At 49.5% G+C, this 25159-nt stretch carries 20 protein-coding genes; 15 read left to right on the top strand and 5 right to left on the bottom strand.

Annotated features, from left to right (window positions below; genetic code table 11):
• Nucleotides 1–157: 157 nt before the first annotated feature.
• Nucleotides 158–1246, bottom strand: a complete 1089-nt coding sequence (locus ABEB26_RS16095) for an nSTAND1 domain-containing NTPase (RefSeq protein ID WP_345723068.1) — start codon at nt 1244–1246, stop codon at nt 158–160.
• 345 nt (nt 1247–1591) lie between these two features.
• Entirely contained in the window at nt 1592–2557 is a 966-nt protein-coding gene (locus ABEB26_RS16100) for an SH3 domain-containing protein (RefSeq protein ID WP_345723069.1), read from the bottom strand.
• 261 nt (nt 2558–2818) lie between these two features.
• On the opposite strand from ABEB26_RS16100, the gene recN reads away from it, so the two are divergent.
• From recN to ABEB26_RS16115, 3 genes are all read left to right on the top strand, one after another.
• Nucleotides 2819–4582, top strand: coding sequence for a DNA repair protein RecN (gene recN / locus ABEB26_RS16105; RefSeq protein WP_345723070.1), 1764 nt, complete (start codon nt 2819–2821; stop codon nt 4580–4582).
• A 39-nt stretch (nt 4583–4621) separates the two neighbouring features.
• Nucleotides 4622–8029: a tetratricopeptide repeat protein gene (locus tag ABEB26_RS16110; RefSeq protein WP_345723071.1), complete on the top strand. Its 3408-nt coding sequence runs from the start codon at nt 4622–4624 to the stop codon at nt 8027–8029.
• Between the two features lie 156 nt (nt 8030–8185).
• The gene (locus tag ABEB26_RS16115; RefSeq protein ID WP_345723072.1) at nt 8186–9208 is read left to right on the top strand and encodes an MraY family glycosyltransferase; all 1023 of its coding nucleotides are present in this window, start codon (nt 8186–8188) and stop codon (nt 9206–9208) included.
• A 59-nt stretch (nt 9209–9267) separates the two neighbouring features.
• Here the strand turns inward: ABEB26_RS16115 and ABEB26_RS16120 are convergent, their stop codons facing one another.
• Nucleotides 9268–9471, bottom strand: coding sequence for a hypothetical protein (locus ABEB26_RS16120; protein WP_345723073.1), 204 nt, complete (start codon nt 9469–9471; stop codon nt 9268–9270).
• 217 nt (nt 9472–9688) lie between these two features.
• Here ABEB26_RS16120 and ABEB26_RS16125 point away from each other — a divergent pair, with 217 nt between their 5' ends.
• The 6 genes from ABEB26_RS16125 to ABEB26_RS16150 all read left to right on the top strand — a co-directional run bounded on the left by ABEB26_RS16125 (nt 9689) and on the right by ABEB26_RS16150 (nt 14094).
• Nucleotides 9689–10486: an NUDIX domain-containing protein gene (locus ABEB26_RS16125; RefSeq protein WP_345723074.1), complete on the top strand. Its 798-nt coding sequence runs from the start codon at nt 9689–9691 to the stop codon at nt 10484–10486.
• Between the two features lie 128 nt (nt 10487–10614).
• The gene (locus ABEB26_RS16130; protein ID WP_041304637.1) at nt 10615–10797 is read left to right on the top strand and encodes a hypothetical protein; all 183 of its coding nucleotides are present in this window, start codon (nt 10615–10617) and stop codon (nt 10795–10797) included.
• Nucleotides 10798–10988: 191 nt separating this feature from the next.
• Nucleotides 10989–11666, top strand: a complete 678-nt coding sequence (locus ABEB26_RS16135) for a hypothetical protein (protein ID WP_345723075.1) — start codon at nt 10989–10991, stop codon at nt 11664–11666.
• A 154-nt stretch (nt 11667–11820) separates the two neighbouring features.
• Entirely contained in the window at nt 11821–12369 is a 549-nt protein-coding gene (locus ABEB26_RS16140; RefSeq protein WP_345723076.1) for a DUF3267 domain-containing protein, read from the top strand.
• Entirely contained in the window at nt 12362–13597 is a 1236-nt protein-coding gene (locus tag ABEB26_RS16145; RefSeq protein WP_345723077.1) for an ABC transporter permease, read from the top strand. The genes ABEB26_RS16140 and ABEB26_RS16145 overlap by 8 nt, the downstream gene beginning before the upstream one ends.
• A gap of 14 nt (nt 13598–13611) precedes the next feature.
• Nucleotides 13612–14094, top strand: a complete 483-nt coding sequence (locus ABEB26_RS16150; RefSeq protein WP_345723078.1) for an NUDIX hydrolase — start codon at nt 13612–13614, stop codon at nt 14092–14094.
• A gap of 173 nt (nt 14095–14267) precedes the next feature.
• Here ABEB26_RS16150 and ABEB26_RS16155 read toward each other — a convergent pair whose 3' ends face one another.
• The gene (locus ABEB26_RS16155) at nt 14268–15050 is read right to left on the bottom strand and encodes an SDR family oxidoreductase (RefSeq protein WP_345723079.1); all 783 of its coding nucleotides are present in this window, start codon (nt 15048–15050) and stop codon (nt 14268–14270) included.
• 169 nt (nt 15051–15219) lie between these two features.
• Between ABEB26_RS16155 and ABEB26_RS16160 the strand changes: the two genes are divergently transcribed.
• Genes ABEB26_RS16160 through ABEB26_RS16170 form a run of 3 tightly spaced genes read left to right on the top strand, consistent with a single transcriptional unit; the run spans nt 15220 to nt 17826 of the window.
• The gene (locus ABEB26_RS16160) at nt 15220–16230 is read left to right on the top strand and encodes an ABC transporter ATP-binding protein (protein WP_345723080.1); all 1011 of its coding nucleotides are present in this window, start codon (nt 15220–15222) and stop codon (nt 16228–16230) included.
• Entirely contained in the window at nt 16223–17035 is an 813-nt protein-coding gene (locus ABEB26_RS16165) for an ABC transporter permease (RefSeq protein ID WP_345723081.1), read from the top strand. The genes ABEB26_RS16160 and ABEB26_RS16165 overlap by 8 nt, the downstream gene beginning before the upstream one ends.
• A gap of 2 nt (nt 17036–17037) precedes the next feature.
• Nucleotides 17038–17826, top strand: coding sequence for an ABC transporter permease (locus tag ABEB26_RS16170; protein WP_345723082.1), 789 nt, complete (start codon nt 17038–17040; stop codon nt 17824–17826).
• A gap of 85 nt (nt 17827–17911) precedes the next feature.
• On the opposite strand, the gene ABEB26_RS16175 is transcribed toward ABEB26_RS16170, so the two are convergent.
• Nucleotides 17912–20965, bottom strand: a complete 3054-nt coding sequence (locus tag ABEB26_RS16175) for a M4 family metallopeptidase (RefSeq protein ID WP_345723083.1) — start codon at nt 20963–20965, stop codon at nt 17912–17914.
• Between the two features lie 424 nt (nt 20966–21389).
• On the opposite strand from ABEB26_RS16175, the gene hrcA reads away from it, so the two are divergent.
• The 3 genes from hrcA to dnaK all read left to right on the top strand — a co-directional run bounded on the left by hrcA (nt 21390) and on the right by dnaK (nt 25057).
• Entirely contained in the window at nt 21390–22454 is a 1065-nt protein-coding gene (gene hrcA, locus ABEB26_RS16180) for a heat-inducible transcriptional repressor HrcA (protein WP_345723084.1), read from the top strand.
• 134 nt (nt 22455–22588) lie between these two features.
• Nucleotides 22589–23104, top strand: a complete 516-nt coding sequence (gene grpE, locus ABEB26_RS16185) for a nucleotide exchange factor GrpE (RefSeq protein ID WP_345723085.1) — start codon at nt 22589–22591, stop codon at nt 23102–23104.
• Between the two features lie 96 nt (nt 23105–23200).
• A complete protein-coding gene (dnaK, locus tag ABEB26_RS16190; RefSeq protein WP_345723086.1) occupies nt 23201–25057 on the top strand; it encodes a molecular chaperone DnaK in 1857 nt (618 codons plus the stop codon).
• The last annotated feature ends 102 nt before the right edge of the window (nt 25058–25159 follow it).

The raw sequence follows: 25159 nt of genomic DNA on the forward strand, positions 1-25159 counted from the left end.
CAGCAAATGATGCTTGCTAACGAACACAATCAAATTTGTAGGATGTTGAATTAAGCGTGTGAGCCTTTGGTTCGCCTAACTGCGGCTGATAATACCATAGTTTTTCATCAGAACGTAGTAGGTTCTTAGTCCTAGTGCCAATCAGCATACGTGGGAATTATTTGGGGGCAAAGCGACCAACCACGGGCAACCAGCGCGTAGCTCGCACATAGATATGGCTGAGTGCTCCGTTGCCACGCCAGCGCACCATCGCATGAGCCAAGCCAACCCAAATGCCCAAAATCAAGCCACCCACAAGCCAACCTAGCCATGAGCCAACCAAATAGCCAACCAACACTGCCAACGACAATAAAATCAGCATAATCAAAAATTCACTAGGATCGTCGGCTTTGTAACTGCGCGGTCGTTGGGGTTCTTCGGGCTTGGCAGCCGGCTTGCTCGGCTGCATTGGATGTTGCTTAACCGTGGTTGGCAACGCTTCGCTTTCGATCGCGGTGCTATAGCCAGCAACCGAACTGCCAGCATGGGCGGCTTGTTGTCGCTCACGAAACAGCTGTTGCCAATCAAATTGAGTGGTGGCTTGCGAATGCGCCCAAAGCTCCAACGCTAATTTGATTGCTGCTGGATACCCGCCTGCCAATTTGATCACTTGGCTGATGGTGATAGGATCTGGATTCAAGTTAGCACCTTGGGTCAGGGTTGTGATCAAACTGCGGACTTCGCGTTCGGGCATAGGCGCTAGGGTAATTTGGCTGAGCGTGCTTTGTAAATCAGTGGCAATTCGATCAAGCGGTTGGCTGCTAGCAGCGACAATTTGCAAAAAGCCCTCGTTAACCCAACCACGTAGCGCACTACGAACTACTCCAATCCAGCCCATGCCTGCCGATTCTAAATCGTCGAGTAGCAGCAACATCGGTGGCGTTGTCGCTTCGTGAAAGGCTTGAGTTAGGCTGAGTTCATCATCGCCATTGGCTCGCAACGCCCGCAGCATTGGCGAATACAAATCACGCGCCTCGTTAACTCGGGCAAGGCTCAAGAAAACCACTTGAGGTGGTTCGTCGAGCACCATGGCCACAGCTTGGCCAATATGATGCAGCAACGAGGTTTTGCCGCTGCCTGACGGGCCGATCACTGCACATGAGCGACCAGCCGCCAGCGCTTCGTTAATTTGAACAATCTCACGTTCGCGCCCAACAAAGTCGCGCGGATCGTGGATGGGTGTGGTTGAAAAATAGGGTTGTGTCATAGATTTAGAACATAGAACATAGAACATACAGATCAATGTTGATCAGCATAAGGCTATCATACTCGAAGTTGGCAAGTTTACATGAAACCATGAAGGGCTGAAACTGCGAAGAGCGTTTTTTAGCCACGAATTGGACGAAGCGCACGGATGATGATTATGCTAGCCACAAATAAGCACCGATTGCTATGATTAGCTTAATTTTGCTAGACCTAATGTGGTAATTGGATTCTCGCTATTTTGCCTGACCCCTAGCCCCTGAATCCTGATCCCTCGAATACTCTGCGTCGCTGGGTTAACAAATGAGGATCGAGCTATCGCAAGCCCGATCCATATGTTCTATGCTCCTTAATTGGTAACCGTTGGCACAGGACCGCTTGGTGGGCCGAGCACACTTGAGGCAACCCAACCACGACCAGTCCCATCGGGCAACTGAATTTCATACCAGTCGCCAGATTGACCAAGCACTTGCACATTATCGCCAGCCTTCAACTGGGCGATTGGGTCATTGTTGGTGTTTGGCGCTGGCCGAACATTGGCGGTTGGGGCAACCACAGTGGCAGTTGCCGGAGCCAAGGTTGGGGTCGCCGCAGGATCAAGCGTGGGCGTTTCCTCAACCAAATCCTCTTCAGGATCGTCTTCGCTGCTGAGATCTTCGCTGACTGGGGTTGCGGTTGGCAAAATTGGCGTGACGGCAGTGCCCCAAACTGCATGATTTGACTCGTTGATGGCACCGCGCACGGTGGTAATTCGATCATTTGCCCAAAATAAGGCAAAGAAGGCTACTGCAACCAACAAGGCAATTCGGATTGGGTCGGAAAGTCGCAGGATTGTGCTCGTCCGTTGCATTTCGCGCAACGTTGCGGCGGCACTAGCAGCCACAGGCTCACCCCAACTGGTACGGCTGCGATCGTCGCGGGCAGTGCGGCGTAAGGCCAACAAGGCTCGACCATCGCCAACTTTGCCCAACGCTCGTACCGCAGCCCAGCGCACATTGCTGTTGGGGTGATTTAAGGCTTGGCTCAAGGGACGACTTGCGCGGCCATCGCCAATTTGGCCGAGGGCTTCAGCAGCTCGATACGCCCGCAACCATGGATAGCGTGGATCAAGCGCATCGATCAGCAATGGCACAGCCTGCGCACCTAAACGAATCAGATCATCCTCAGCCCGTTCATGATTGGGATCGTTGGTGTTATCTAAAGCTACGACCAATTGACGTAATTGGGCATCGGCAACCTGTGGTGGGGCTGCTTCGGGCCGCGCCTGTGATGGTTGGGGTTGGCGTGGCTGTGCTGGTGGTAATTGATCAGTCATATCATCTAATCTCGAATAAGCATATTAATAATAAGGATGTGGTTGCAATTGCTCAAGGCACTCACAACCTTGGCATTGTACCAGAGAAAGCAACATCAAATATCTACAGCAGGTTCGTGACCAGCAAATCTCGACTGATTAGCCAAGGTTGGCAATTGAATCAAATGGGCTATCCAAAGCGAATATGGTACAATTGATCTACATGCAGCTCGTTGTGGTGTTCGCAAACGGCTGTTTTTTTTAGGGCAAACACGAGAGTCTATGCTGCTAGAATTATTTATTGCCGATTTCGCAATTATTGACCAAGTACGCCTGCACTTTACCCCTGCCTTTAATGTGCTGACGGGTGAAACCGGAGCCGGTAAGTCAATTATGATTGATGCACTCGGCATGTTACGGGGCGAACGAAGCGATCCCAGTTTTGTGCGAGCTGGAAGCAATCAAGCCCGGGTTGAAGGCATCTTCACACTGGCTGATCGCCCTGATATTCTACCTATTTTAGCCGAATATGGCCTTGATGGTGCTGACGATGATCAGATTATTCTGACCCGTGAAATTCATGGAGCCAGCGGGCGTAGCGTTGCCCGGATTAATGGCCGCGCCGTGAGTAGTGCCGTGCTGCGCGATATTGGTGGGCGCTTAGTCGATATTCACGGCCAAAACGATAGCCAAACTTTGTTCAATGTGCGCATGCACGCTGAGTTGCTCGATCGCTATGCTGGAGTTGTTGCTGATCGCGAACAGCTTAGTCAACTGGTGATCGCAATTGAAGCAGTGCGCAGCCAAATTAGCACCTTACGTAACGCCGAAGCGCGTCGCCTTGAACGGATCGAAGAATTGACCTTTTTGGTTGAGGAATTGACCAACGCCAAGTTGATCGCTGGCGAAGAGGCCACTTTAACTAACGAACGCGGCTTATTACAAAATAGTGCTAAAATCACGGGCACGGTTGATACGATCTATCGTTTGTTGCGAACTGGCACACCAGCCAGCGAACGGCGTTCAGCCACCCGCTCAATCGTCGATAGCCTTGATGATGTCGCCAATCTGTTGAGCGAATTGCTGCGGTTAGACCCAAGTTTGGCTGGATTGAACGAGCAAATCCTTGAAGTGCGCTATCGGCTTGACGATGTGATTGAAGGCGTTCGGGTTTATCGCGATCGGCTGGAGTTTGAGCCAGGCCGCCTCGAAGTGATCGAAGATCGTTTGGCTGAGTTGCGCGATTTGGCTAAAAAATATCGCGCTGCTGATGCTGCCGAATTGCTCGAACGCTTGACCAGTGCCAGCGACGAACTCGAAACCTTGCACTACAGCGCTGAACATATTGCCGAATTGGTGCAACAAGAACAGCAATTGCTGGCAAGCATTGGACTGGCCGCTGCTGAACTGAGCCGCCGCCGTCGCCAAGCAGGCGATGAATTGGCTGAGCGGATTGCCGCTGCTATGAGCGATTTGGCCATGCCGCATGTTAAATTTCATGTTCAATTATCACAGCGCAGCGATCCACAAGGCGTATTAATTGATGATCAATATCTCGCCTTTGATCGCACGGGGATTGATCAGATTGAGTTTTTACTCAGCCCCAATCCTGGTGAGCCGCTCAAACCATTGGCTAAAATCGCCTCTGGTGGTGAATCGGCACGCTTGCTCTTGGCGATGAAATCGATTCTTTCAGCAGTTGATAGTGTGCCAACCTTGGTTTTTGATGAAGTTGATGTGGGAGTTGGGGGACGGGCTGGCCATGTGGTCGGCGAAAAATTATGGGGCATTAGCGATGCCCATCAAGTATTGTGTATTACCCACTTGCCTCAAGTTGCTGCTTTTGGTGATTGCCATTTTGCGATTGCCAAACAAGTTATCAACCAACGCACCCAAACCTTTGTGCAACCACTCAGCGAACAAGAACGCATCGAAGAACTAGCGGCGATGCTTGATGGAACACCTGTGAGCGAAGCCAGCCGTCGCTCGGCCAGCGCCATGCTCGAACGGGCTGCCAACTACAAACTGGCAACCAGCAACCCATAACTTGAAATTCAGATACCCATGCCTTTGAAGGAGTCTGCCTTGGATTCACGCGAGACAACGATCAGCCTATGGTCGCGGCGGGTGATGGAAGCCTGCTGGCTATTGGCTTTAGCAATGATCCCGGTCTATTTTAGTTTGCTCAGTGACCGCCACTTTGAGCCAGATAAAGCGGTGGCCTTGCGCTCAATCGTGATGATCCTTGGCGGTGCGTGGATTATCAATTGGCTTGAACGCGGCCAAGTTTTTCGTTCGTGGCCGCGTTGGCGCGATTGGTGGCGCTCGCCGTTGGTTGCTCCGGCTATCGTTTATGTTGGGGTCTTTTTCTTTACCACGCTCACCTCGGTATTGGTGTTTACCAGCTTTTTTGGGGGCTATAATCGACTTCAAGGCTTTTACACCAATTTCTCGTATGTCGTTGTCTTTGGGGCGATGTTGGCTCATGTGCGCCGCCGCGAGCAACTTGAGCGGATCATTACCGTGATTATTGCCACGACCTTGCCAACCTTGGGCTATGGTTGGGTGCAATATCAGCGTAGCGACCCCTTGCCATGGGCTGGCGATACCGCAGCACGGGTGGCCTCAAGCATGGGCAACTCGATTTTCGTGGCTGCTTATTTGATTTTAACCCTGCCCTTTATGTTGTATCGCTTAATTACTAGTTTGATGGCGACCAAACGGGCTGATGGTGATGGCTCAAACTCAGTTGGTTTAGATGCTGCTTGGTTTGTCACCTTGGGCTTGATTCCGCTTGGTCAATTAAGCCTTTTGTATGCCACACTCAAGTTGGGAGCATTACTACAAGCACCCTTGCTGGGTATCGGCCATTGGTGGATTTTCCCAATGTCGGTGATTGTTGCTGGTAGTACGTTGCCATTAATTTCGTGGGTAACTAGCACGCGTAGCCGCACCGATTGGCGCTTATATCTGCCTGGTGGCTTGATTTTGCTGTATATGCTGAGTTTGGTGTTGGGTGGTTATTTAACTGCCGATCAATGCCAAGGTCAAATCAACCAAACCTGCTATAACCTTGATATGGCAACCGCTGAGCGTGCTAGCGACTTCCGTACATGGTTCTTGTTGGCGATGGCGGCCTATTTTGGCTTCTATGGCTTGGTGGTAGCCTTGCCACGCCGCAGCGAAGCTGTTGCTCATGCAATTGTGCAATGGTTCAGTGCAGCAATCTATGCTGGACTAAGCCTCTTCACTGTGGTAATTATCTTCTTTACCCAAAGCCGTGGCCCGCAAATCGGCATGTTCGTCAGCATCTTCGTCTTCTTCACCCTCTTTTTATTGCAAGGCCTCCGTAGCACCAACTTCAAACGAATTTTTGGCGCGGCGCTGAGTGCATGGGTTGTACTTTCGCTGGCTGGAGCCGCCTTCTTAGTTGTGCTCAACACTGATCCAAGCAGTTTTAGTGGGCTACGCCAAAGTAACCGTTATATCAATCGTTTGGGCAACTTGCTTGAAACTGAGGGCGGGACTGGTTTGGTGCGGGTGTTGATTTGGCGCGGCGATGAGCATACCCAAGGCGCAGTTGGTTTGGCCTTGAGCGATCCGTTGCGCACGGTAATTGGGTGGGGGCCAGAATCGATGTTTGTGGCCTACAACCCATTTTACCCACCGCGTTTGGCTAATTATGAATCGCGCGGGGCTTCGCCTGACCGTTCGCACCAAGCCTTGTTGGACGAATTGGTCACCAAAGGCGCGATTGGCTTGTTTAGCCATTTGTTCTTATTTGGCTCATTCTTAATTATTATGCTGCGGCTGCTACGCATTCCACGGCTGATCAATTTAGGCCTAACCACGCTCTTTATGCTGGGAATTGGCATCTTCTTCGCAGTGTTTTTGAAGAGCCTCGCACTTGGCTTGATCGCTGGCGGCGTGGGCTTGTTGGTAGTTGGCCTCGCCACATGGTTGGGCTATGCCAAGCCGCTCGAAGCATCGCTGAGCTTTACGTGGCAATTACTGATTATTACGGTGCTTTCGGCAGTTGCGGCCAATTTTGTCGAAAACCTGTTTGGGATTCCAATTGTTTCGTCGTTGCTCTATACCTGGGTGATTATGGCGGTTGGCGTACTTGCTGGGGCACACGCTGGAGCCTATCAACTTGGCACAAAGCCAGCGGTTGTGGCTGCACCAGTCGCTGAAGAAGCCGCCGAATCAACCCCAGCCAAAGCTGGCACCAAACGCCAAGCTGCCCAAAATGCTCGCCGTAACCCTGCTGGCCGTGGTGGCCGCACCAGCAGCGGCGTAACTGGCGCGGCTCCTGCACGGATTTTGTATGCAGTCGTTGTGCCAATTGTCTTGCTGTTGGTTTGGTTTCTCAACCTCGATAATATTTTTGCTGATATGCGCTATTTGCAAGGCAAACAATTTATCGACCAAGGCCAAGGCCTTGATCAACATCTTTTGGGCTTTGCTGCGATTCAGGATGCGGTCGAACATGCACCCAACGAAGATTTGTATTTCTTGATGTATGGGCGAGCCTTGATGACTTTGGCCACCGATTTGAGCATTGAGCAAAACAAGTTGGTCAGCGAAAATCAAAATGCAGCGATCGCCCAAGTGCTGAATAGCCGTCCACGGCCTGATGCTGAGCTAGCCGATTTGCCCGACGCTGAATATAGCGTGGCTGGGTTGCAAACCGTTGCCCGCGATTTCTTGACCAAGTTTGGGCCATTGCAAGTGTTGGATTACGCACGCTTGGCCTTGGAAGAAGCCCAGCGGCTCAATCCCCAGAACAAAGATCATCCGGCTAATTTAGGCCGCTTGCATTCATCGTGGTTCCGCAACACCGAGCAAAGCGACTCTGAAGGCGCACGGATGCACCTTGATGCAGCGATTGAGGCCTACAAACAAGCGCACACGGTCGCGCCCCAGGATGTTGAATTGACTGGTCAATGGGCCATGTTGTATTTGTATCGCCAAGAATACGATACAGCGATTGCCGAATTAACCAAAGCGACCACACTTGATCCATTATGGTCGCTCAATTTCATTCGCTTGGGCGAGGCCTACCGCCGCAAGGGCGATTTGCCCAATGCAGCTTTAGCCTTTGCCAATGCCTTGGCGCTTGATCCACGAGCGCTCAGCAGCAGTGGCTTGGTTGACGTAGCTGAATTGCCAGCTGAACGCACTGCACGGGTACAAGCAACCTTTGCCTCGATGCAAAGCGATCCTGTGGTGTTTGATAGCTTCTTGACAGGCTTCGAGCGAGCGATTGCCAGCAAACCAGGTGATATGTCGTATCGCCAGATTTATACCCAAGTGCTGAGCGATAGCCAACGCTATGATGCTGGCTTGACCCAAGCCCAACTAGCCTTGGCTGAAATGGACAAAATGGGTGCAGTTGATCCGACGTTCAACACCACCTATGCTGATACCCGAACGGCCTTTGAAAAGCTGGTCAGCTTTTTTCAGAGCCAACTTGGCCAAAGTAAACCATAATTAAGTGCCCTCACCCCCTAGCCCCCTCGCCCGCCTAGCGAGCGAGGGGGAATCAGCCCACCATGACGGTTGGAACTCCCCTCGCCCGCCTCTGTGGGAGAGGGGTCGGGGGTGAGGGCACTTAGTCCATCCTTAATTTTCATCAAGAGAATCCTTATGAGTGTTTCGCTAGCCCAAATCTTTCTAATCTTTCTTTCGGCGCTAACCATGTCGATTGTCAGCACGCCCTTAGTTCGCCGTTTGGCGATCGCGGTTGGGATTATTGATCAACCAAATGCCCGCAAAGTGCATACTAACCCTGTGCCGTTGCTGGGTGGCTTGGCAATTTATGGCGGGGTCGTGGTTACGCTGCTGATTTGGGATGACCAATTTATTCTGCGTGAATTGGCGGCGATTTTGGGCGGCGCGACGATTGTGGTTGTGTGTGGCATGCTCGACGATAAATGGGGCTTATCGGCCTCATTGAAATTGTTAGGCCAAATTATCGCCTGCTTTGTGCTGATTTACGCTGGCATTCAGGTGCAATTATTTGCCTCGCCATGGCTCAACGCCCTAATCACGATTGCTTGGGTGGCGGGTATCTCGAATGCGATTAATTTCTTGGATAACATGGATGGCTTGTCGGCTGGTTTGACTGCGGTTGCCTCAGCCTTCTTTTTGCAACTAGCCGTTTTGAATGGTCAGTTTTTGGTTGCGGCCTTGTCGGCAGCAACAATGGGTGCGTGTATCGGCTTTTTACGCCATAACTTTGTGCCTACCAAAATCTTTATGGGCGACACTGGCAGCCTGTTTTTAGGCTTTATTTTGGCGGTGCTCGGCATCAAACTGCGCTTTCCGAGCAATAGCATCATCGTCACATGGATGATTCCGATTGTGGTCTTGGGCGTGCCAATTTTTGATACATCGATGGTGATCGTGGCCCGTTTGCGGCGGCGCGTCAATCCCTTCAATACCCCAGGCAAAGACCACATTTCGCATCGATTTGTGGCGCTGGGTTCGTCGCGGCGCGAAGCAGTCTTGATTTGCTATATGCTAGGCGTTGGCTGTGGCATTACCGCGACCATGTTGAGCAAAGCCGATGTACAAGAAGCCTATGCCTTGGCGGCGTTGTTGATTGGGATTGCAGCAGTTGGAATTTGGCTGTTTGAACGCTATGCGCGGTATAACCCGCCGAAGTGAACTCGCATGACAAAGCCCATGGTTTCTGCTCCCGCAGCGGTAACCATGGGCTTTTTAAGTTAAGCAGCGACCTTATGCGATTCCCAAGGCAACTCAAGAGCTAAACGGGGGGCGGTGATTAAAGCAGGCTTGAGCAACAGCTTAGGACCATAAGCCATCCAAACACTTTCATCTGCGACGCAGCGATACGAGCCATCATCAACAAGTTCCAATCGAGCACCGCAATCGGGGCAGCGGCGTTCTTCGAGCGAACGATTTTCCATGACGGGCCTCCTTGTGTGGGTGGTGTGTCCGGAAGTGGCGGAATTAAAAAATCCCACCCCCGGTTAGAGGAGTAGGCGATCATTGCCCTGTCGTATGGCCACGCTGCCATGTGTTACGCTGTAGTATACATGGTTTTGGTAAATTGACAATCGGGCTGTAGCCCTAGAATGGCCCACACTGAAGATGGTACTTGTTCTAGTTTAGGAGCACGTTGGGATGTATTGTTTACACTGTCGGCAACGTTTGGAGCTGCGTTTACGTGGTGGCCGCGAGCGCTTGACCTGCCCTGAATGTGGTTGGGTGCATTTTACCAGTGCTCCGGCTGGAGTGGCCGCCGTTATTCAAAATGATTTTGGTGAAGTGCTGTTGGTTCGCCGAGCTGGCTCATTTCGGGCAGGTTTATGGTGTTTGCCTTGTGGTTACCTTGAGCATGATGAAGAAATGCGTCAAGGCTTAGCCCGTGAGGTGCTTGAAGAAACTGGTTTGCAAGCCGAGATTGGCGAAGTGATCGCTGTTCATTCCAATCTTGATCGCGAGCCGCCCTACCCGCTTGGTGTTTGGCTACGGGCAACGGTCAGCGGCGGTAATTTGCAAGCAGGTGGCGATGCTGATTTGGCCCAATTTTTCGCACTCGATCAACTACCACCACTGGCTTTCAACCACGATGCCTTGGTTTTAGCCCAACTCCAACACCCCGCTGATGCCAGTGTGGCTACGTTAACCCAAGAGATGCATAGCTTTGTGCGCTCCAAGGGTTGGTACGAGGCCAATTCAAAACGCCCACAAACTCCGCGTAATTTAGCAATTTCGTTGACGCTTGAAGCGGCTGAAGTGCTTGAACACCTGCAATGGCGTGAAGAAATTGTCGATCAAACTGAATGGCAGGGCGAGTTGGCCGATGTATTGCTCTATTTGGTGCAATTAGCTGATACCACCAACGTCAATTTGGTTGAAGCAGTGCGAGCCAAATTACGCAAAAACGCCAGCCGCGTGTGGGATCAGCCATCTCAATAAGTGGCTAAAATGAGAGAATTAAAACTATTTAATGTCGTTGATTGACAGCCAGCCGCAGTATCCGCTATAGTTAAACAGAACTTGTGTTCTATATCAAATGCAAGTTTTGGATGAAGGAGGTATTGCGAATGAGTCAACAACCTGATCAACAGCAGCAGAATCGGCCATTGCGGCTGATGTTTATGCTAACAATGGTGATTATGTGTATCACTGTGACAGTTTTGGTTGTGCTTGGGCGCGATGTAGCCCAATTGGTTAGCGTTGTGGCAGCATTTGCCGCACTGGGCGCATTGCTCTGGCCAAAACATTAACCAAGCCTTGCTGTGAGGGTTGTACCTTGCAGCAAGGCTTGTTGGCGCTCAATTGCACCAATAGTCCTCAATTTGCAATACCTTCAATTGGTTCGTGGCCGATTAATTCACCCTTGGCAGCTACTAGGCGATTGCGTATACTCAAGAGTAGATTTCGCCAAAAGCAACTTGCCTCAAGAAAGGGTTTCCGCATGAAGCCACGATTTTTTGCGTTTGGCAGCCAACAACTGCATAGCGATGCACCGCAGCATCACTCATTAACCCGCCGCATGATCGGCTGGATCGGCCTGTTTGTAGTTTGTTTGTTGCTGATTCTTTATAGTTTTAGCCAACTCGATCATATTCCGCTGAGCACGCTCACCCGTGATCCTGCCGATATTACGGGCATGCCGTTCTATTTTGGCATCCTCTCGACCTTGGGGGTAATGCTGTGGTCGGCTACGACTGGGATTTGTGGGGTTGGTTGGTTGTTGCTGGAACCCAGCCATCAACAGCGACGCTTTTTAGGGGCATCAGCACTCTTATCGTTGCTTTTGGCGCTTGATGATGCCATTTTGCTACACGAACGGGTTTTTCCGAAGCATCTGCATATTCCCGAAAATCTGGTGTTGGCGGGCTATTTAGGCTTGGGGATGGCCTATCTTTTTTATTTTTTGCCACGAATGTTAAGCACAGATTATGGATTGTTTATGTTTGCAGTTGGCTTTATGGCTTTATCGATGATTTTCGATGTAATTATGCCATTTCATGAGTTAGCCACCTTTACTGAAGATAGCCTCAAATTTGTTGGGATTGTCTTTTGGCTTAGCTATTTTGGGCGAACTGTTCAAACTATTTTAGCTCAAGCCAAACTCCAACGTTTAGCTTAAATCACCCATTCTGCGAAAAGCGCCGTCATGCTGATTAACGGCGCTTTTGGCTGCCTGCCAATTTTGCAAGGAACTGATTATAATAAGCTAGCATTAATTAAAACGACGCAGCGTGGTAGTTTGTTCGCTGTGTCGCTGCCAGATGGGGATCAGCATGTCAAACGAAGCGCAATCTCAATCCCGCATTGTTGAAGGATTAACTGGGCGTTTACCATTTTTGATTGGTGGATTAGTTGGTTTTTTTAGCTTGGTCTTATTGATGCGGATTCGGTATATATTCCATGCGAGTGCTCAGCAACTGGATTTTGAAGGGGTTCAGGCTTGGTTAATTATTGATGCAATTATTGTGCTGATTATCGCACCATTAGGCCACACACTAAGCCATAGCTTGGGCTTAATCGTGCAACAACAACCATGGCAACTTCAGCGCCGTTTAATCTATCCACGCGTTCGCCCCAGCCAAGCGCTTACTCGTCGCCAGGTTATTGGCTATTTATTAGCACCTTTAGCCTTGAATGGCTTGTTGCTGTTTGGTTTGCTAATTGAGCCACTTTCGGCCTACTTGGCCTTGTGGGGGGCGGTCAATCTTGGGTTAACCACCAACGATCTTTGGAAAGTTTTGGGCGTTTGGCGCTTTCCTCAGTCAAGTTCTTTTCGCATTCATGTCAATCATCTTGAGCGAACGGAGGTAGGGCGTGGCTAAAATTTGGTTTGTTGCTCGGCGCGATCTGCTCTATCACCTGCGCAAAAAAGACTTTTATTGGTCAACCTTGGGTGTGCCCTTGCTAATTGGCGCGATTTATCTGTTTGCCCAAGTGTTTGGCGGCGATCCGTCGGGCCAAACCACCGCCAATCTGTTTATCCCAAGCAGCACCCGCGATCATAGTATTGGTGTGGTTGACCAAGCAGCGGTGCTCAAACAACATTTCGAGGTTGTTTCGCCAACAACAGTGCTGCAATTTGATAATCGAGCCGTCGCTGAGGAGGCTTTGCGCCAATCAACGATTGAAACCCTGTTTATCATTCCAGCAGATTATCATCAATCGGGGGTTGTAACCCGCACCACTCGGACGGCCAGCATTTTCGATCAGGCAGATACGAATGCCTTGCGCACATTGTTGGCGGTGAATCAACTACGTTCACCACATATCGATTTTGTACCACTATTATTTGAACCAATTAGCCTGAGCAAAGCTGAGGCAATTGGCCAAAATGTGCGGGTTGCTGGCAATTTAAATCAAAATTTTGCAGGCTCAATGGTGCCAATTGGCTTTGCAATGGCGATCTATATCTCAATTTTTATGGGCGCAAGTTTGTTGATGCAGGGAATTTTAGAGGAGAAAGAAAATCGCACGCTCGAAGTGTTGCTGACCTCGATCTCACCACGCCAATTGCTGACGGGCAAAATGCTTGGTTTAGGCATTGTGGCCTTTATTCAATTGGGATTTTGGGCAATTCTCGCGCTTGGGGTTTTGCGCGGCCAAGCCATTCGCAATGCGCTCAATCAAGTGCAAATTGACCCAATGACTTGGCTGCTGTTGGGAATCTTTTTTCTGTTGGGCTACCTTTTTTATGCTAGCTTAACTGCGGGCATCGGGGCAATTAGTCCATCAATGCGCGAATTATCGCAATTAATTATTCTGGTGAGTGTGCCAGCGATGATTCCGCTGATGTTTATTACCTCGTTGCTGAGCAAACCCAACGGCGCTTTAGCTCTCACCCTGAGCGTTATCCCTTTTACCGCCCCATCAACGATGATGCTTCGTTCAGTGATGACGGTTGTCCCACCTTGGCAAATAGGATTAAGTATTGGTTTGCTAGCGTTAGCCGTCGTGGCAACCCTCAGTTTAACTGCCCGTTTATTTCGTGCCACTATTTTGTTACGCGGCAGTAAATTTTCGGTACGCGGGTTATGGCAGGCGTTGCGCTAGCCCACGGAGGAATTATGGAATCGATTGTACATATTGTTTTAGCGCTGCTGCGGCGTGAAAATCAGGTGTTATTGGTGCGTCAACAGGGCCAAAATGGCAGTTATTGGGGCATTCCTGGGGGCAAAGTTGAGCTTGGCGAACATTGGCTCGAAGCCTTTGCACGTGAGGTGCGCGAGGAAACTGGCTTGGTTGCGGCTGCTAGCACCTTGGCCTATATGTCACAAGTCTATTTGGTCGGCAAAGAGCAAACTGTGGTTTTTTGTGCCTTTGAAGGTACAACCGAAGGCGAAATCGCGATCAACGACCCCGATAATGAGATCGAAGAGTGTGCTTGGTTTGATCTGCACGATATTCCCAAGATGGTGCAATCGCTGCGCTGGCCCAGCACCCGCCTGCCCTTGCTTGATTATTTAGCAGGCAACGTCGAAGCGGGGCGGGTTTGGGCTTTTCGCTCTAATGAAGATAATAGCGAACAATATTTACTGCAAGCGATCTAATTGGTTTATGCCCGCATTCCCAACCTTTTCACTTACAAAGATAGGTTTTTAACAACGATAGGGTTGGATTCATTGTTGATTTCATGCCCTCACCCCTGCCCCCTCTCCCACTGCGGCGAGCGATGGGAGTTCCAACCGTCATGATGGGAAGGGGGTGAAGGCATGCACTTCAGCTAGCCCCGCAATAATGATTGGCCACCATCGATCCAAATTTCGGTGCCTGTGATATGGCTGGCCGCTTCGGAAGCCAAAAAACCAACCAATTGGGCAACTTGTTCAGCTGTACCAGGTTGACCGTGGGTTAAAGGAATATCGCCCTCAGGAAATTCGGCGGGCACGGCCACCGTTTCAATTGCCCGTTTTTCGGTACTGGCTTCGATGCTGGTTTCAATCGCTCCGGGGCAAATCACATTGACCCGAATGTTAAATTGACCCAACTCCAAGGCCAGCATTTTGGCCATAGCCACTTGGCCTGCCTTAGTGGTTGAATAGGCAGTTGCCCCAGCATTGCTAAAAGTACGAGTGCCATTGATCGATGAGGTAATGATAATTGCGCCACCCTGTTTTTTGAGGGCTGGTACAGTTTTTTGCAAGGTCAAAAAAGTGCCAGTTAAATTGATGTTTAATGTATTTTGCCATTCTTCGAGGGTCAATTGCTCAATCGGTGCCCAAACCCCGTTAATCCCAGCATTGGCAAAAACACAATTAAGCTTACCCCATGTCTTAAGTGTTTGATCGACTGCTTGTTGCATTTCGTCAGGCTGAGTAATATCGGCAATTAACGCCAAAGCTTTACCCCCAGCCCGTTTAATTGTATCGACGGTTTGGCTAAGTTCATCCTCGGTGCGGCCAAGCGCAGCGATTTTTGCGCCATTGGCTGCCAAATACAAGGCTGCGGCTTTACCAATACCTGAACCAGCCCCCGTTATTAATGCCACTGTATTGCTTAAATCCATGATAATGCTCCTTCCTTCAGTTCACAATCCTTGGATTCAGCCAATGCAAGTTGTGTGCACCCAATCAGTCTTGGGGCTGATGCTTACTCAGTCATGCGATGGGCTAGCTTTGGGGCCAAGCGGCTTAAACTGAGCCTGTACTCACATCCATGCCAACGAGGAGACCACGGTGTCAGTTATTGATGTTCGTAATTTGGGCAAAACCTACCGCACAATTGAAAAAGAAGGTGGGGTCAAAGGGGCAGTCAAGGCGCTCTTTCGGCCTCAATATCGCGAAAAAGTAGCAGTTCACGATTTAAATTTTCAGATCGATGCTGGCGAGATTGTGGGCTATATCGGAGTCAATGGCGCTGGCAAATCGACCACAATCAAAATGTTGACCGGGATTCTCTACCCTACGACTGGCTCAGTTTCAGTATTGGGTCACGATCCGCAGCGTGAGCGCGTGGCCAATGCTCGCAATATTGGGGTTGTGTTTGGGCAGCGCAGCCAGTTATGGTGGGATTTAGCGCTGATCGAATCGCTCAATTTGGTTGCCAATATTTATGAAGTTGAGCCAAGCCGCTACAAGCAATTGCTCAGCCATTTCAGTGAAGTTTTAGAGCTTGATGAAATTTTGAAAACACCGATTCGCTCGATGTCACTCGGCCAGAAAATGCGGGCCGAACTAGCGGCAGCCTTCATTCACGAACCCAAAATTGTATACCTTGATGAGCCGACGATCGGGCTTGATGTCATGGTTAAACAGCGGATTCGCGAATTTATTAAAGATTACAACCAAACTCATAATACCACAGTGATGCTTACAACCCACGATTTAGGCGATATTGAGCAGCTTTGTTCGCGGGTGATCATCATTGATGCAGGCAGCAAAGTCTACGATGGGCCGTTGCATGCAATCAAGCAACAATTTGGCAAATATCGCACAATTACGTTTGAAACCAACCAACCAATAACCAATGTGCAATTACCACCAGCCTGTGAGCAATTAAGTTTGAGCGAATATAGCCTTGAATTGAAGTTTGATCGCACCCAATTAAGTGCCAGCCAAGTAGCCACAGCCTTGATGCAACAGCTTGATGTGGCCGATTTTACGCTCAACGAGCCTGATCTTGAGAGCATCATCAAGCATTTATACCAAAATCCCACGGCCTATAACGAGGTGGCGGTTAATGAATAAACTTGCTTACCGTTTGCGCACCTATCGCAGTGTGGTTGGCATGAATATTAAAGAAATGCTAGCCTATAATTTATGGTTTTGGTCGCAACTTGGAGCGCATCTCTTCCTCACAATTGTGTATGTTTCGTTTTGGAAGGCGCTGTATAGCGAACGTGAAACAATTGCTGGCTTAACTATGCAACAAACCCTCACGTATATCATCTTGGCCCGTATGATTGCGCCATTGGTGCAATGGGGCTATACCCAAGAATTTGGCTATTGGATTCGTGAAGGCACCATTTCTAGCGAATTATTGCGACCAGTTGATTTTCAAGAACGAATTTTTGTTGGGCATCTTACCAGAACATTTATTGCATTGGCCCAACAACTTTTAGTAACTGGGAGTTTTGCAGTTTTAGTGTTTGATATTCGTTTACCAACTGATCCATTAATTTGGCTAAGCTTCTTAATTTCGTTGTTACTTGGTTGTAGTATTTTGTTTTGCTTCGATTGGATCTTTGGTTGTGTCGCTTTTTATTCAACTGAAGTTTGGGGTTTACAAGTGGTTCGAGGCTCAATTTTAATGCTATTTAGTGGCGTGCTTTTGCCATTAACCATGCTACCTTCATCCTTACAAACAGTTGCCCAATGGATGCCCTTTGCCCAAAGTGTTTCGATTCCTGTATCGTTATTGAGCGGGATCACGCCATTGGATCAGCTTGGATCAATTTGGTTGCAACAATTGGCTTGGTTAGCGGCAATGTTAATGCTTTCACGCTTGATGTTTCAATTCAGTGTGCGCAAAATCACGGTACAAGGTGGCTAATAATGCGACGTTATAGCAAACTCTATTGGTATTTCGTCATTCAACGTTTCAAGATTTTGATGGAATATCGGCTGAATTTTTTTATTGGTTCGATTTCAACTATACTGTTTCAAGCTGCGAGCATTGTGGCATTGTGGGCAGTCTTGCGCCAAGTTCCGAGTATTCAAGGCTGGACACTTGAACAAATTCTATTAATTTACGGCTTACTAACCTTATCCAAAGGCATTAATCATATTTTTGCCGATAATCTTTGGGTGATTGGGCGCGATTATATTCGGCCAGGTCAATTTGATCGTTTCTTAGTGCGCCCAATTAATCCATTATTCCATCTATTAGCTGATCGAATTTGTCATGATGCGATTGGTGATTTTATTGTCGGTTTTAGCTTAGTTGGTTATGCAATGGTCAAGTTGCAATTACCAATAACTTTGGCAAGCATTGGTTTTATTATATTAATGGTCATTAGTGGTGGCATTATTTTTATTGCTCTGAATTTAATCACTGCGGCAACCGCTTTTTGGATTATGGATTCAATTCCGGTGACCAATCTGGTGTTCAGCACCAATGAATTTGCGCAATATCCGCTAACCTTTTATCATCGATCGGTCGGTATTTTATTGACATGGTTGCTACCATATGGCTTTGCCTCGTATTATCCAGCTAGCTATTTGCTAGGCCACTCGATTGGCTGGATGGCATGGCTGGCTCCGTTGGTGGCATTAGTCTGTATAACAATCGCCTATCGCTTTTGGGTGTTTGGCCTCAAACATTATGGCAGCACTGGCTCGTGAGGATTGCTCTACGGGTTTCTACCCTGAATAGCTAAAATAAATGCCCCACCTTGGCAGCACCAAGGTGGGGCGAATGTTTAAATATCTACTTGGTAATCATTGGTAGATAGATATTTGAGCCACGGCATTGGTTATTTTCAGCCATGAAGCTGATGTCATCAATGCTAAAGCGCACAATATTAGCAGTCGAATTGCTGACCGAATCAATCCGCAAAACATGCTCACCTGCACTCAAATCGGTCAATGGAATCGTGACCTTGGCATAGCCATTGTCATATTCGGTGTTGGCATCGCTAGCTCGGAAAATTTCCTCACCATCAAGGCTGAATTTGACGTAATCTTGGGTTCCACGCCCGTTGTGAGCGTAAATCGAGAGGTAGAACTCAAGCGTCGCATCGCCAGCGGTTGTGGTGAAGGTTTGTTGGGCATAAGCTGTTTCAGTTGTGCCTGCACGTGCGCCAAACCGCAACCAACTTGTACCAGTACGGGGCGTACCAGCACAACTTGAGGTGTAGCACAATGGTGGCGAAACATCACTAAATGAATTTGAGAAGGCTTGCCAATTCAGGCCACGCTCAAAACCACCATCGACAATGCTTTGGCCGGCTGGCTCAACCTCGATATTAAATACTTGGCTGGCCGTTAGGTTGCCGCTATCACGCACGGTTACGGTGATCGGGTATGTGCCAACTGCGTTGCTACAAGCACAATTGACATTAGCCTTCAAAATCCCAGCTTGGTTGCTGATGCTTACGTTTAAGCCAACTGGTGCACCAGCAGTGCTAACAGTCAACGCACCCGCCAAATCAAGATCGTCCGAGGCCGTGCCGATCGTGGCGCTGGTTGGCTTGCCTTGTTGTACCAACACATCGCTGGTGAGGAACAGACTTGGTGCAGCTGGGGTAGTTGGGCCATTACAGCTGTAAATCGCAAAATCGTCAATTGACCAAGTGGCTGAGCGATTTGGCGTTGGGGTATCGCCAAGCGCGACCTTGAAGCGAAAGCGGATTGATTGCCCAGCTAAACTTGCTAAGTTCAAGCGGCTGGCGTTGTAGCCATTGCTATTGCCAACATACGCTTGTTCGCCCCCAAACGCGCCATCTTCGGCGATATTGGTTGGGCCGTTGAAGCTAAACAAACCAGCAGCTGACTGCCATGTACTACCATTGTTGGTGCTATATTCCACGACACCTGCATCGATTGGCGCATAGAAATCATAGGCATGGCGGAAGTAGGCAAAGCCATTGGCAGGAACCGTGACACTCGCATTTTGGGTAAAGGCCGATTCTTCAACTGCTTGATTCCACCCATACACACCGTTATAGTTGGTTGCTGAGCCACTACCGCTAGTTGCATATGCCCCAACGATTGGCGCTGGATTGGTCGTCCAAGTTTCGGCGCTGCCACTCAAGGCACTTGCCGTCCAGTTGTTATTGGGCAAAGCCTCAAAATCGTCTTGGAAGGCATTAACTTGGGTTTGACCAGGGCTACAAGCTTTCATGTCAGGGGCTGGCGCGTTGGTTGGCTGAAGATCCATTTCGGTTGCCAAAATGGTTTTATTGACTTCAACACAATCGGCGGCGGTAATCCCATGACTGCCCGTCAGGCTGGTACAAGCTTGGCGCATGGCCGAAGCAAGGTCGGCATAATCGCTGCCCGAGGTCAACGAGCTAATTTGGGTTTCGTAGAATAAATGGGCAGTTTTGGTGATGCCAATTGAAGCAATCGTTTGGCCATTGAATGTATCACCATCGGTCAAAAGATAGGCAGCTTTATTAGCGACACCGCTGTTGCTATGGACTCCACCGCTATCAAGCAAATTAGGGTCGAGCACATACAATTCGCTCAACATGCGGTCAGGCTGATCGCCTTGGGTTGGGTCTTGCATATTGCGAATCCCGCCCAAATCTTCGCCCATAATCCAGCGCGTGGTTTCATCATCGTCGGCGCTACCATTGGTTTGATCCATGAACTCGCCGAAGATATCCGACATGGCTTCGTTGATCGCGCCTGATTGGAAGTAGTAGAACAGGTTCGAGGTATATTCAGTTACCCCGTGCGACAATTCGTGGGCTACTACGTCGTCGGCAGCAGCAAAACCTTGGCCGTAGGTCATTTGGCGACCATTCCAGAAGGCGTTGCCATACGGGCAGCCCGCACCAGGTGGGCAGTGCTTGACCAGTGAGATCAAGTTCATGCCGTTGTTGTCGATACTGTTACGGCCAAAGAACAAGTTGAAGAAATCGTAGGTATCGCCCGAATAATCGTAGGCGGCATCGATATCGGCATCGCCACTAGCAGCCGAACCTTCGGTGCGTACATATTCGCTTGGTTGATCACAGTTGTTATTGGGATTATCGTCGTTATCGACAACGTTGTTATCGTTACAAACGAAGCGATTTTTGGCAAAGCCAATTTGATTGAAGCTTAAACTTACGTCGCCCGATTGAGCATTCACAAATACATATTCGCGAATCGGTTCGCTGCCGGTTGATTCAACCGTCACAAACCAAACCAAGCTGCTCTTTTGCAGGCCTGTGCCGCCCAACAAAGCTGGGTTATAAATTGCCAATTCGCTTTTGCTCACGTTCAACGCTGCCAAATTGACATCGTATTTGGTGGCAACCAAGTTTTGGGCAGTGTTAATTGCCTTGGCTTGGCTAATGTTGGCGTTGGTGCTCAAATTGAGATTTGGCAGCACTTCGCCGTTGATGCTTAGCAATTCGCCAGTTTGATTGACTTGAACTTGCAATTCACCAGCAATGACTGGTACGCCTTGGTAGCGCTGTTGATAGCGCACAACCTGGCGACCATCTTGGGTGGTGCTGGTTTTGGCAATCGTGGCATCGCTGGCTTGAGCTAAGCCAAACAAATTGCCATATTCAGCCAAATAGGTGTTGGCAATGTTCAGCGTATCAGCCCGATTCAAGCCAACTGGCTGATCGAGGGTTGTGCCAGCGGCTGCGCCAATCCAGCGCACATAGCCAGTTTGGCTGTGGCGGGCAACATTGGCTCCTTGGCTGAGCAAGCGATTGATTGGTGAATTGGTGGTGGGTGTTTGGGCATTGCTCCGGCTTAACGGCAGCATGCTCACAACAATTAATGCTGCTAGCAAACGCAGCATTCGCATTGAACGCATAAATCTTTCCTTACACACTAAACGAATAACGCTCAGCATCACGCTATAAGGAAGAGTTGCCAGACCCCTCCCGATGCTACTTCATCCTCGCTCACCAGAGTTTCTCTCCGACCCGTTTTGTCAACCTCCCAAGAGCACTAGATGATCATATCTGCAATAGCGTTTGGCGATTATAGCGCATTCTGGCAAAAATGTGCATAGATCTTAAGATCGAGTTACCGCCAAAATTAGCCCATTTTTTGAGATTTAGTCGCAATTAGTTGCTGATTTGGCTAAATGTTAGAGCGATATAAGAGCTAGCGCTGCCCCGTTGCTTGCTCTATCGCGGCGTGTTACAATATTCAGCGGCGTGCGGCGAGCACGCCAATCTTATAACTTACCGAGTTAGCACTCATCGGCCAAGAGTGCTAAAGCGAGGTGAGCGATGAATCTCGAACTCAATGAGCGGCGACGACGGGTTCTTAAGGCGGTTATTCAACAATACATCGATACGGCAACGCCAGTAGCCTCGCAAGACCTTGCTAGGAGTTTGGGAGTTAGCTCAGCGACTGTCCGCAACGAAATGGCGGCGTTAGAAGATGCTGGCCTGTTGACGCATTTGCATACCTCGGCTGGGCGTTTGCCAACTGATGCTGGCTATCGCTTTTTTGTCGAAAATCTGATGGATCGGGCAGCGCTTTCAACTCAAGAACAGCGCATGATCCAACATCAGTTTTATCAAATCCGCTCCGAATTGAACCAATGGATTCATTTGGCAGCAGCGGTTTTGGCACGAACTGCCCAAACTGCGGCGGTGGTTACGCCGCCGCGAGCCTATGAGAGCCGCTTCAAACATATCGAGTTAATTTCAATCAACGATGCCTTGGTCTTGTTGGTGTTGGTGTTGCATGAAGGCTCGGTCAAGCAGCAAACCCTCCCCGCCGACCCCAATACAACCCAAGAGCAACTAAGCCGTATCGCCGGACGAATTAATGAGCTATGTCATGAAGCCTCGGCCAAGGCTATTGCCACCATCGCCCACAACCAGCCTGCCAACCAGCAGCCACTCAGCAATTTTGAAGTGCTGGTGATCGAGAGCGTGGCGCGGGCAATGCAACAATTCGAGGAGCATGTCAACGAATTAATTCATCACGATGGCCTGCTGGAGATGTTGCATCAGCCAGAGTTTGGCCAGGTGACCCGCGTGCGTGAGGTGCTTTCGATTCTCGAAGGCGGCACCATGCTTGAATCGTTGATTCCCCAAGCCTTGGCTTCGGATGGTGTGCAGGTGATCATTGGTGGTGAACATAGCCGCGATGAACTGCGCGACTATAGCGTGATTTTGTCGCGCTACGGAGTTAATGGCGATGTTGCTGGGGTGGTTGGGGTTTTAGGGCCGCGCCGTATGGCCTATCCTCGTTCAATCTCTAGCGTGCGTTATATCGCTGGGGTGATGAGCGATTTGATGGGCGATTTATACGGCGAACGCAAAATAGAACCATCAGAATAGGATTTCACCTGCTACCCTGTTTACGCGAGAAACCTAAACTCCCCTCGCCCGCCACAGTGGGAGAGGGGTTGGGGGTGAGGGAACCTAATTCTGTGATCATACAAGTTTGATCTTTACGGAGGTACGGAGTTCTCATGACGGAAGAAGTGCAAGCACAATCAACTGACGATACCAATCCTCAAGGCGAAACCGAAAGCCTGAACGAACGGATCGCCACGCTCGAACGCGAAGTTGAAGAACACAAAACCAACTGGATGCGAGCAATTGCTGATTTCAAAAATTACAAACGCCGCACCGAAAGCGAACGCGAGGAGTTGATTCGCAATGCTAGCGCTGGTTTGATGTTGAAATTGCTTCCAGTGCTCGATGACCTGCTCTTGGCGATGGGTCAAATTCCCGCTGAAATTGAAAACAATCAGTGGATTGGCGGCGTTAAACAAGTACAACGTAAATTTGAAACGGTGCTTGAAGGCGCTGGCCTGCAACCAATTCCCGCCGTTGATGAAGAATTTGATCCGAATGTTCACGAAGCAATTATGTTTGAAGAGGGCGACGAAGCCCAATCAAACAAAGTTGTGGCCGAATTACGCCGTGGCTATAAGCTTGGCGAACGGGTCTTGCGTCCAACGGTCGTCAAAGTCGGCAAGTAGGAGCAACTAGATCAAAGCATCGTTTTAAGTGGCATTGCTGCCGTGATTGGCCGTCGCTTAGCGATGCTTTGTCGCTGTCTGTGGAGCACGAGCTATATGGGTAAAGTGATCGGTATTGACCTTGGAACAACCAATTCAGTGGTTGCGGTCATGGAAGGTGGCGAGGCGGTAGTAATTCCCAACGCCGAAGGCGCTCGCACCACTCCTTCAATTGTTGCCTTGAGCAAAAACGGTGAACGCACGGTTGGCTTGGTGGCCAAGCGCCAATCGGTCACCAATCCCGAAAATACAATTTATTCGGTCAAGCGTTTTATTGGCCGTAAATTGGATCATCCCAGCGTCCAACGTGATAAAGATCTGATTCCCTACCGCATGACTAGCGCTCCCAATGGCGATGCGCGGGTCTTGATGGGTGGTCGTGATTATTCGCCGCAAGAAGTTTCGGCCATGATTTTGCAAAAACTCAAAGCCGATGCCGAAGCCTATTTGGGCGAGCCGGTTACGCAAGCGGTGATTACGGTTCCGGCCTATTTTGATGATTCGCAGCGCCAAGCAACTAAAGATGCTGGCAAAATTGCTGGCCTCGAAGTATTGCGGATTATCAACGAGCCAACCGCCAGCGCCTTGGCCTATGGCTTAGATCGCAACACAAACGAATTAATCGTCGTCTATGACCTGGGTGGTGGCACCTTCGACGTTTCAATTTTAGAGCTTGGCGATGGCGTGTTTGAGGTTCGGGCCACCAACGGCGATACCCACCTCGGCGGCGATGATTTTGATCAAAAAATTATCGACTGGCTGGCAAGCGAGTTTCAACGCGAAAATAATATCGATTTGCGTAGTGACCGCATGGCCTTGCAACGTTTGAAAGAAGCTTCGGAAAAAGCCAAACAAGAACTTTCGAGCGTGCTGCAAACCGATATTTCGCTGCCATTTATCAGTGCCGATGCCAGTGGCCCCAAACACTTGAATACTACCTTGACCCGTGCCAAACTTGAGCAATTGACCGCCGATTTGGTCGAACGCACGCTCAAACCAATCAAACTGGCGTTGCAAGATGCTGGTTTGAAGCCAGGCGAAGTTGATGAAGTGATTTTGGTTGGCGGCCAAACCCGTATGCCCGCTGTTCAGGCCGCAGTCAAAAAATTCTTTGGCAAAGAGCCACATAAGGGCGTAAACCCCGATGAAGTGGTAGCGATTGGCGCGGCAATTCAGGCTGGCGTGTTGGCTGGCGATGTGACCGATGTGTTGTTGCTTGACGTAACGCCATTAACCTTGGGCATCGAAACTTATGGCGGCGTGATGACACCGTTGATTGATCGCAACACCACGATTCCAACCAAGCGCTCGCAAATTTTCTCAACTGCTAGCGACAACCAAAATAGCGTTGAAATTCATGTGTTGCAAGGCGAACGGGCTGAAGCTCGACATAACAAATCCTTGGCGCGTTTTACCCTCGATGGCATTCCAGCTGCGCCGCGTGGTGTGCCACAAATTGAAGTTATTTTTGATATTGATGCCAATGGGATTGTTAACGTCAGCGCAACCGATAAAGCCACTAACAAAGAGCAAAAAATCACGATCACGCCTTCATCGGGTTTGAATGATGATGAAATTGCATCGATGATTCGCGATGCCGAAGATCATGCCGATAGTGATGCCCGCCGTCGTGATCAAATTGCGACTCGCAACAAAGCCGATGGCGTGATCTACGCTGCCGATCGCATGTTGCGCGAAGCTGATGATAATGTTGATTACACTGCTCGCAATACGGTCGAAGATCGGATTGCGGCGCTACGGGCGGTGCTTGATGGCGATGATATGGAAACGATCAACAATCGCACTGCTGAATTGAGCGTGGCAATGCAACGGCTCAAGCCAGCGCCCGATTTTGGCATCGAGCCAGAAACGCCCAGCCAAGAACACGGCTCTGCCGACGAGGTGGAACTGTAATAGAAGGATGAAGGATGAATTATGAGGGATGAAACATACGAATTATTAATTAGCAAGGTAGTTTGATTCTTCATCATTGAATATCTATTTTAGACATTAATA

The organism is Herpetosiphon gulosus (assembly GCF_039545135.1).
GTDB classification, from domain to species: Bacteria; Chloroflexota; Chloroflexia; order Chloroflexales; family Herpetosiphonaceae; genus Herpetosiphon; species Herpetosiphon gulosus.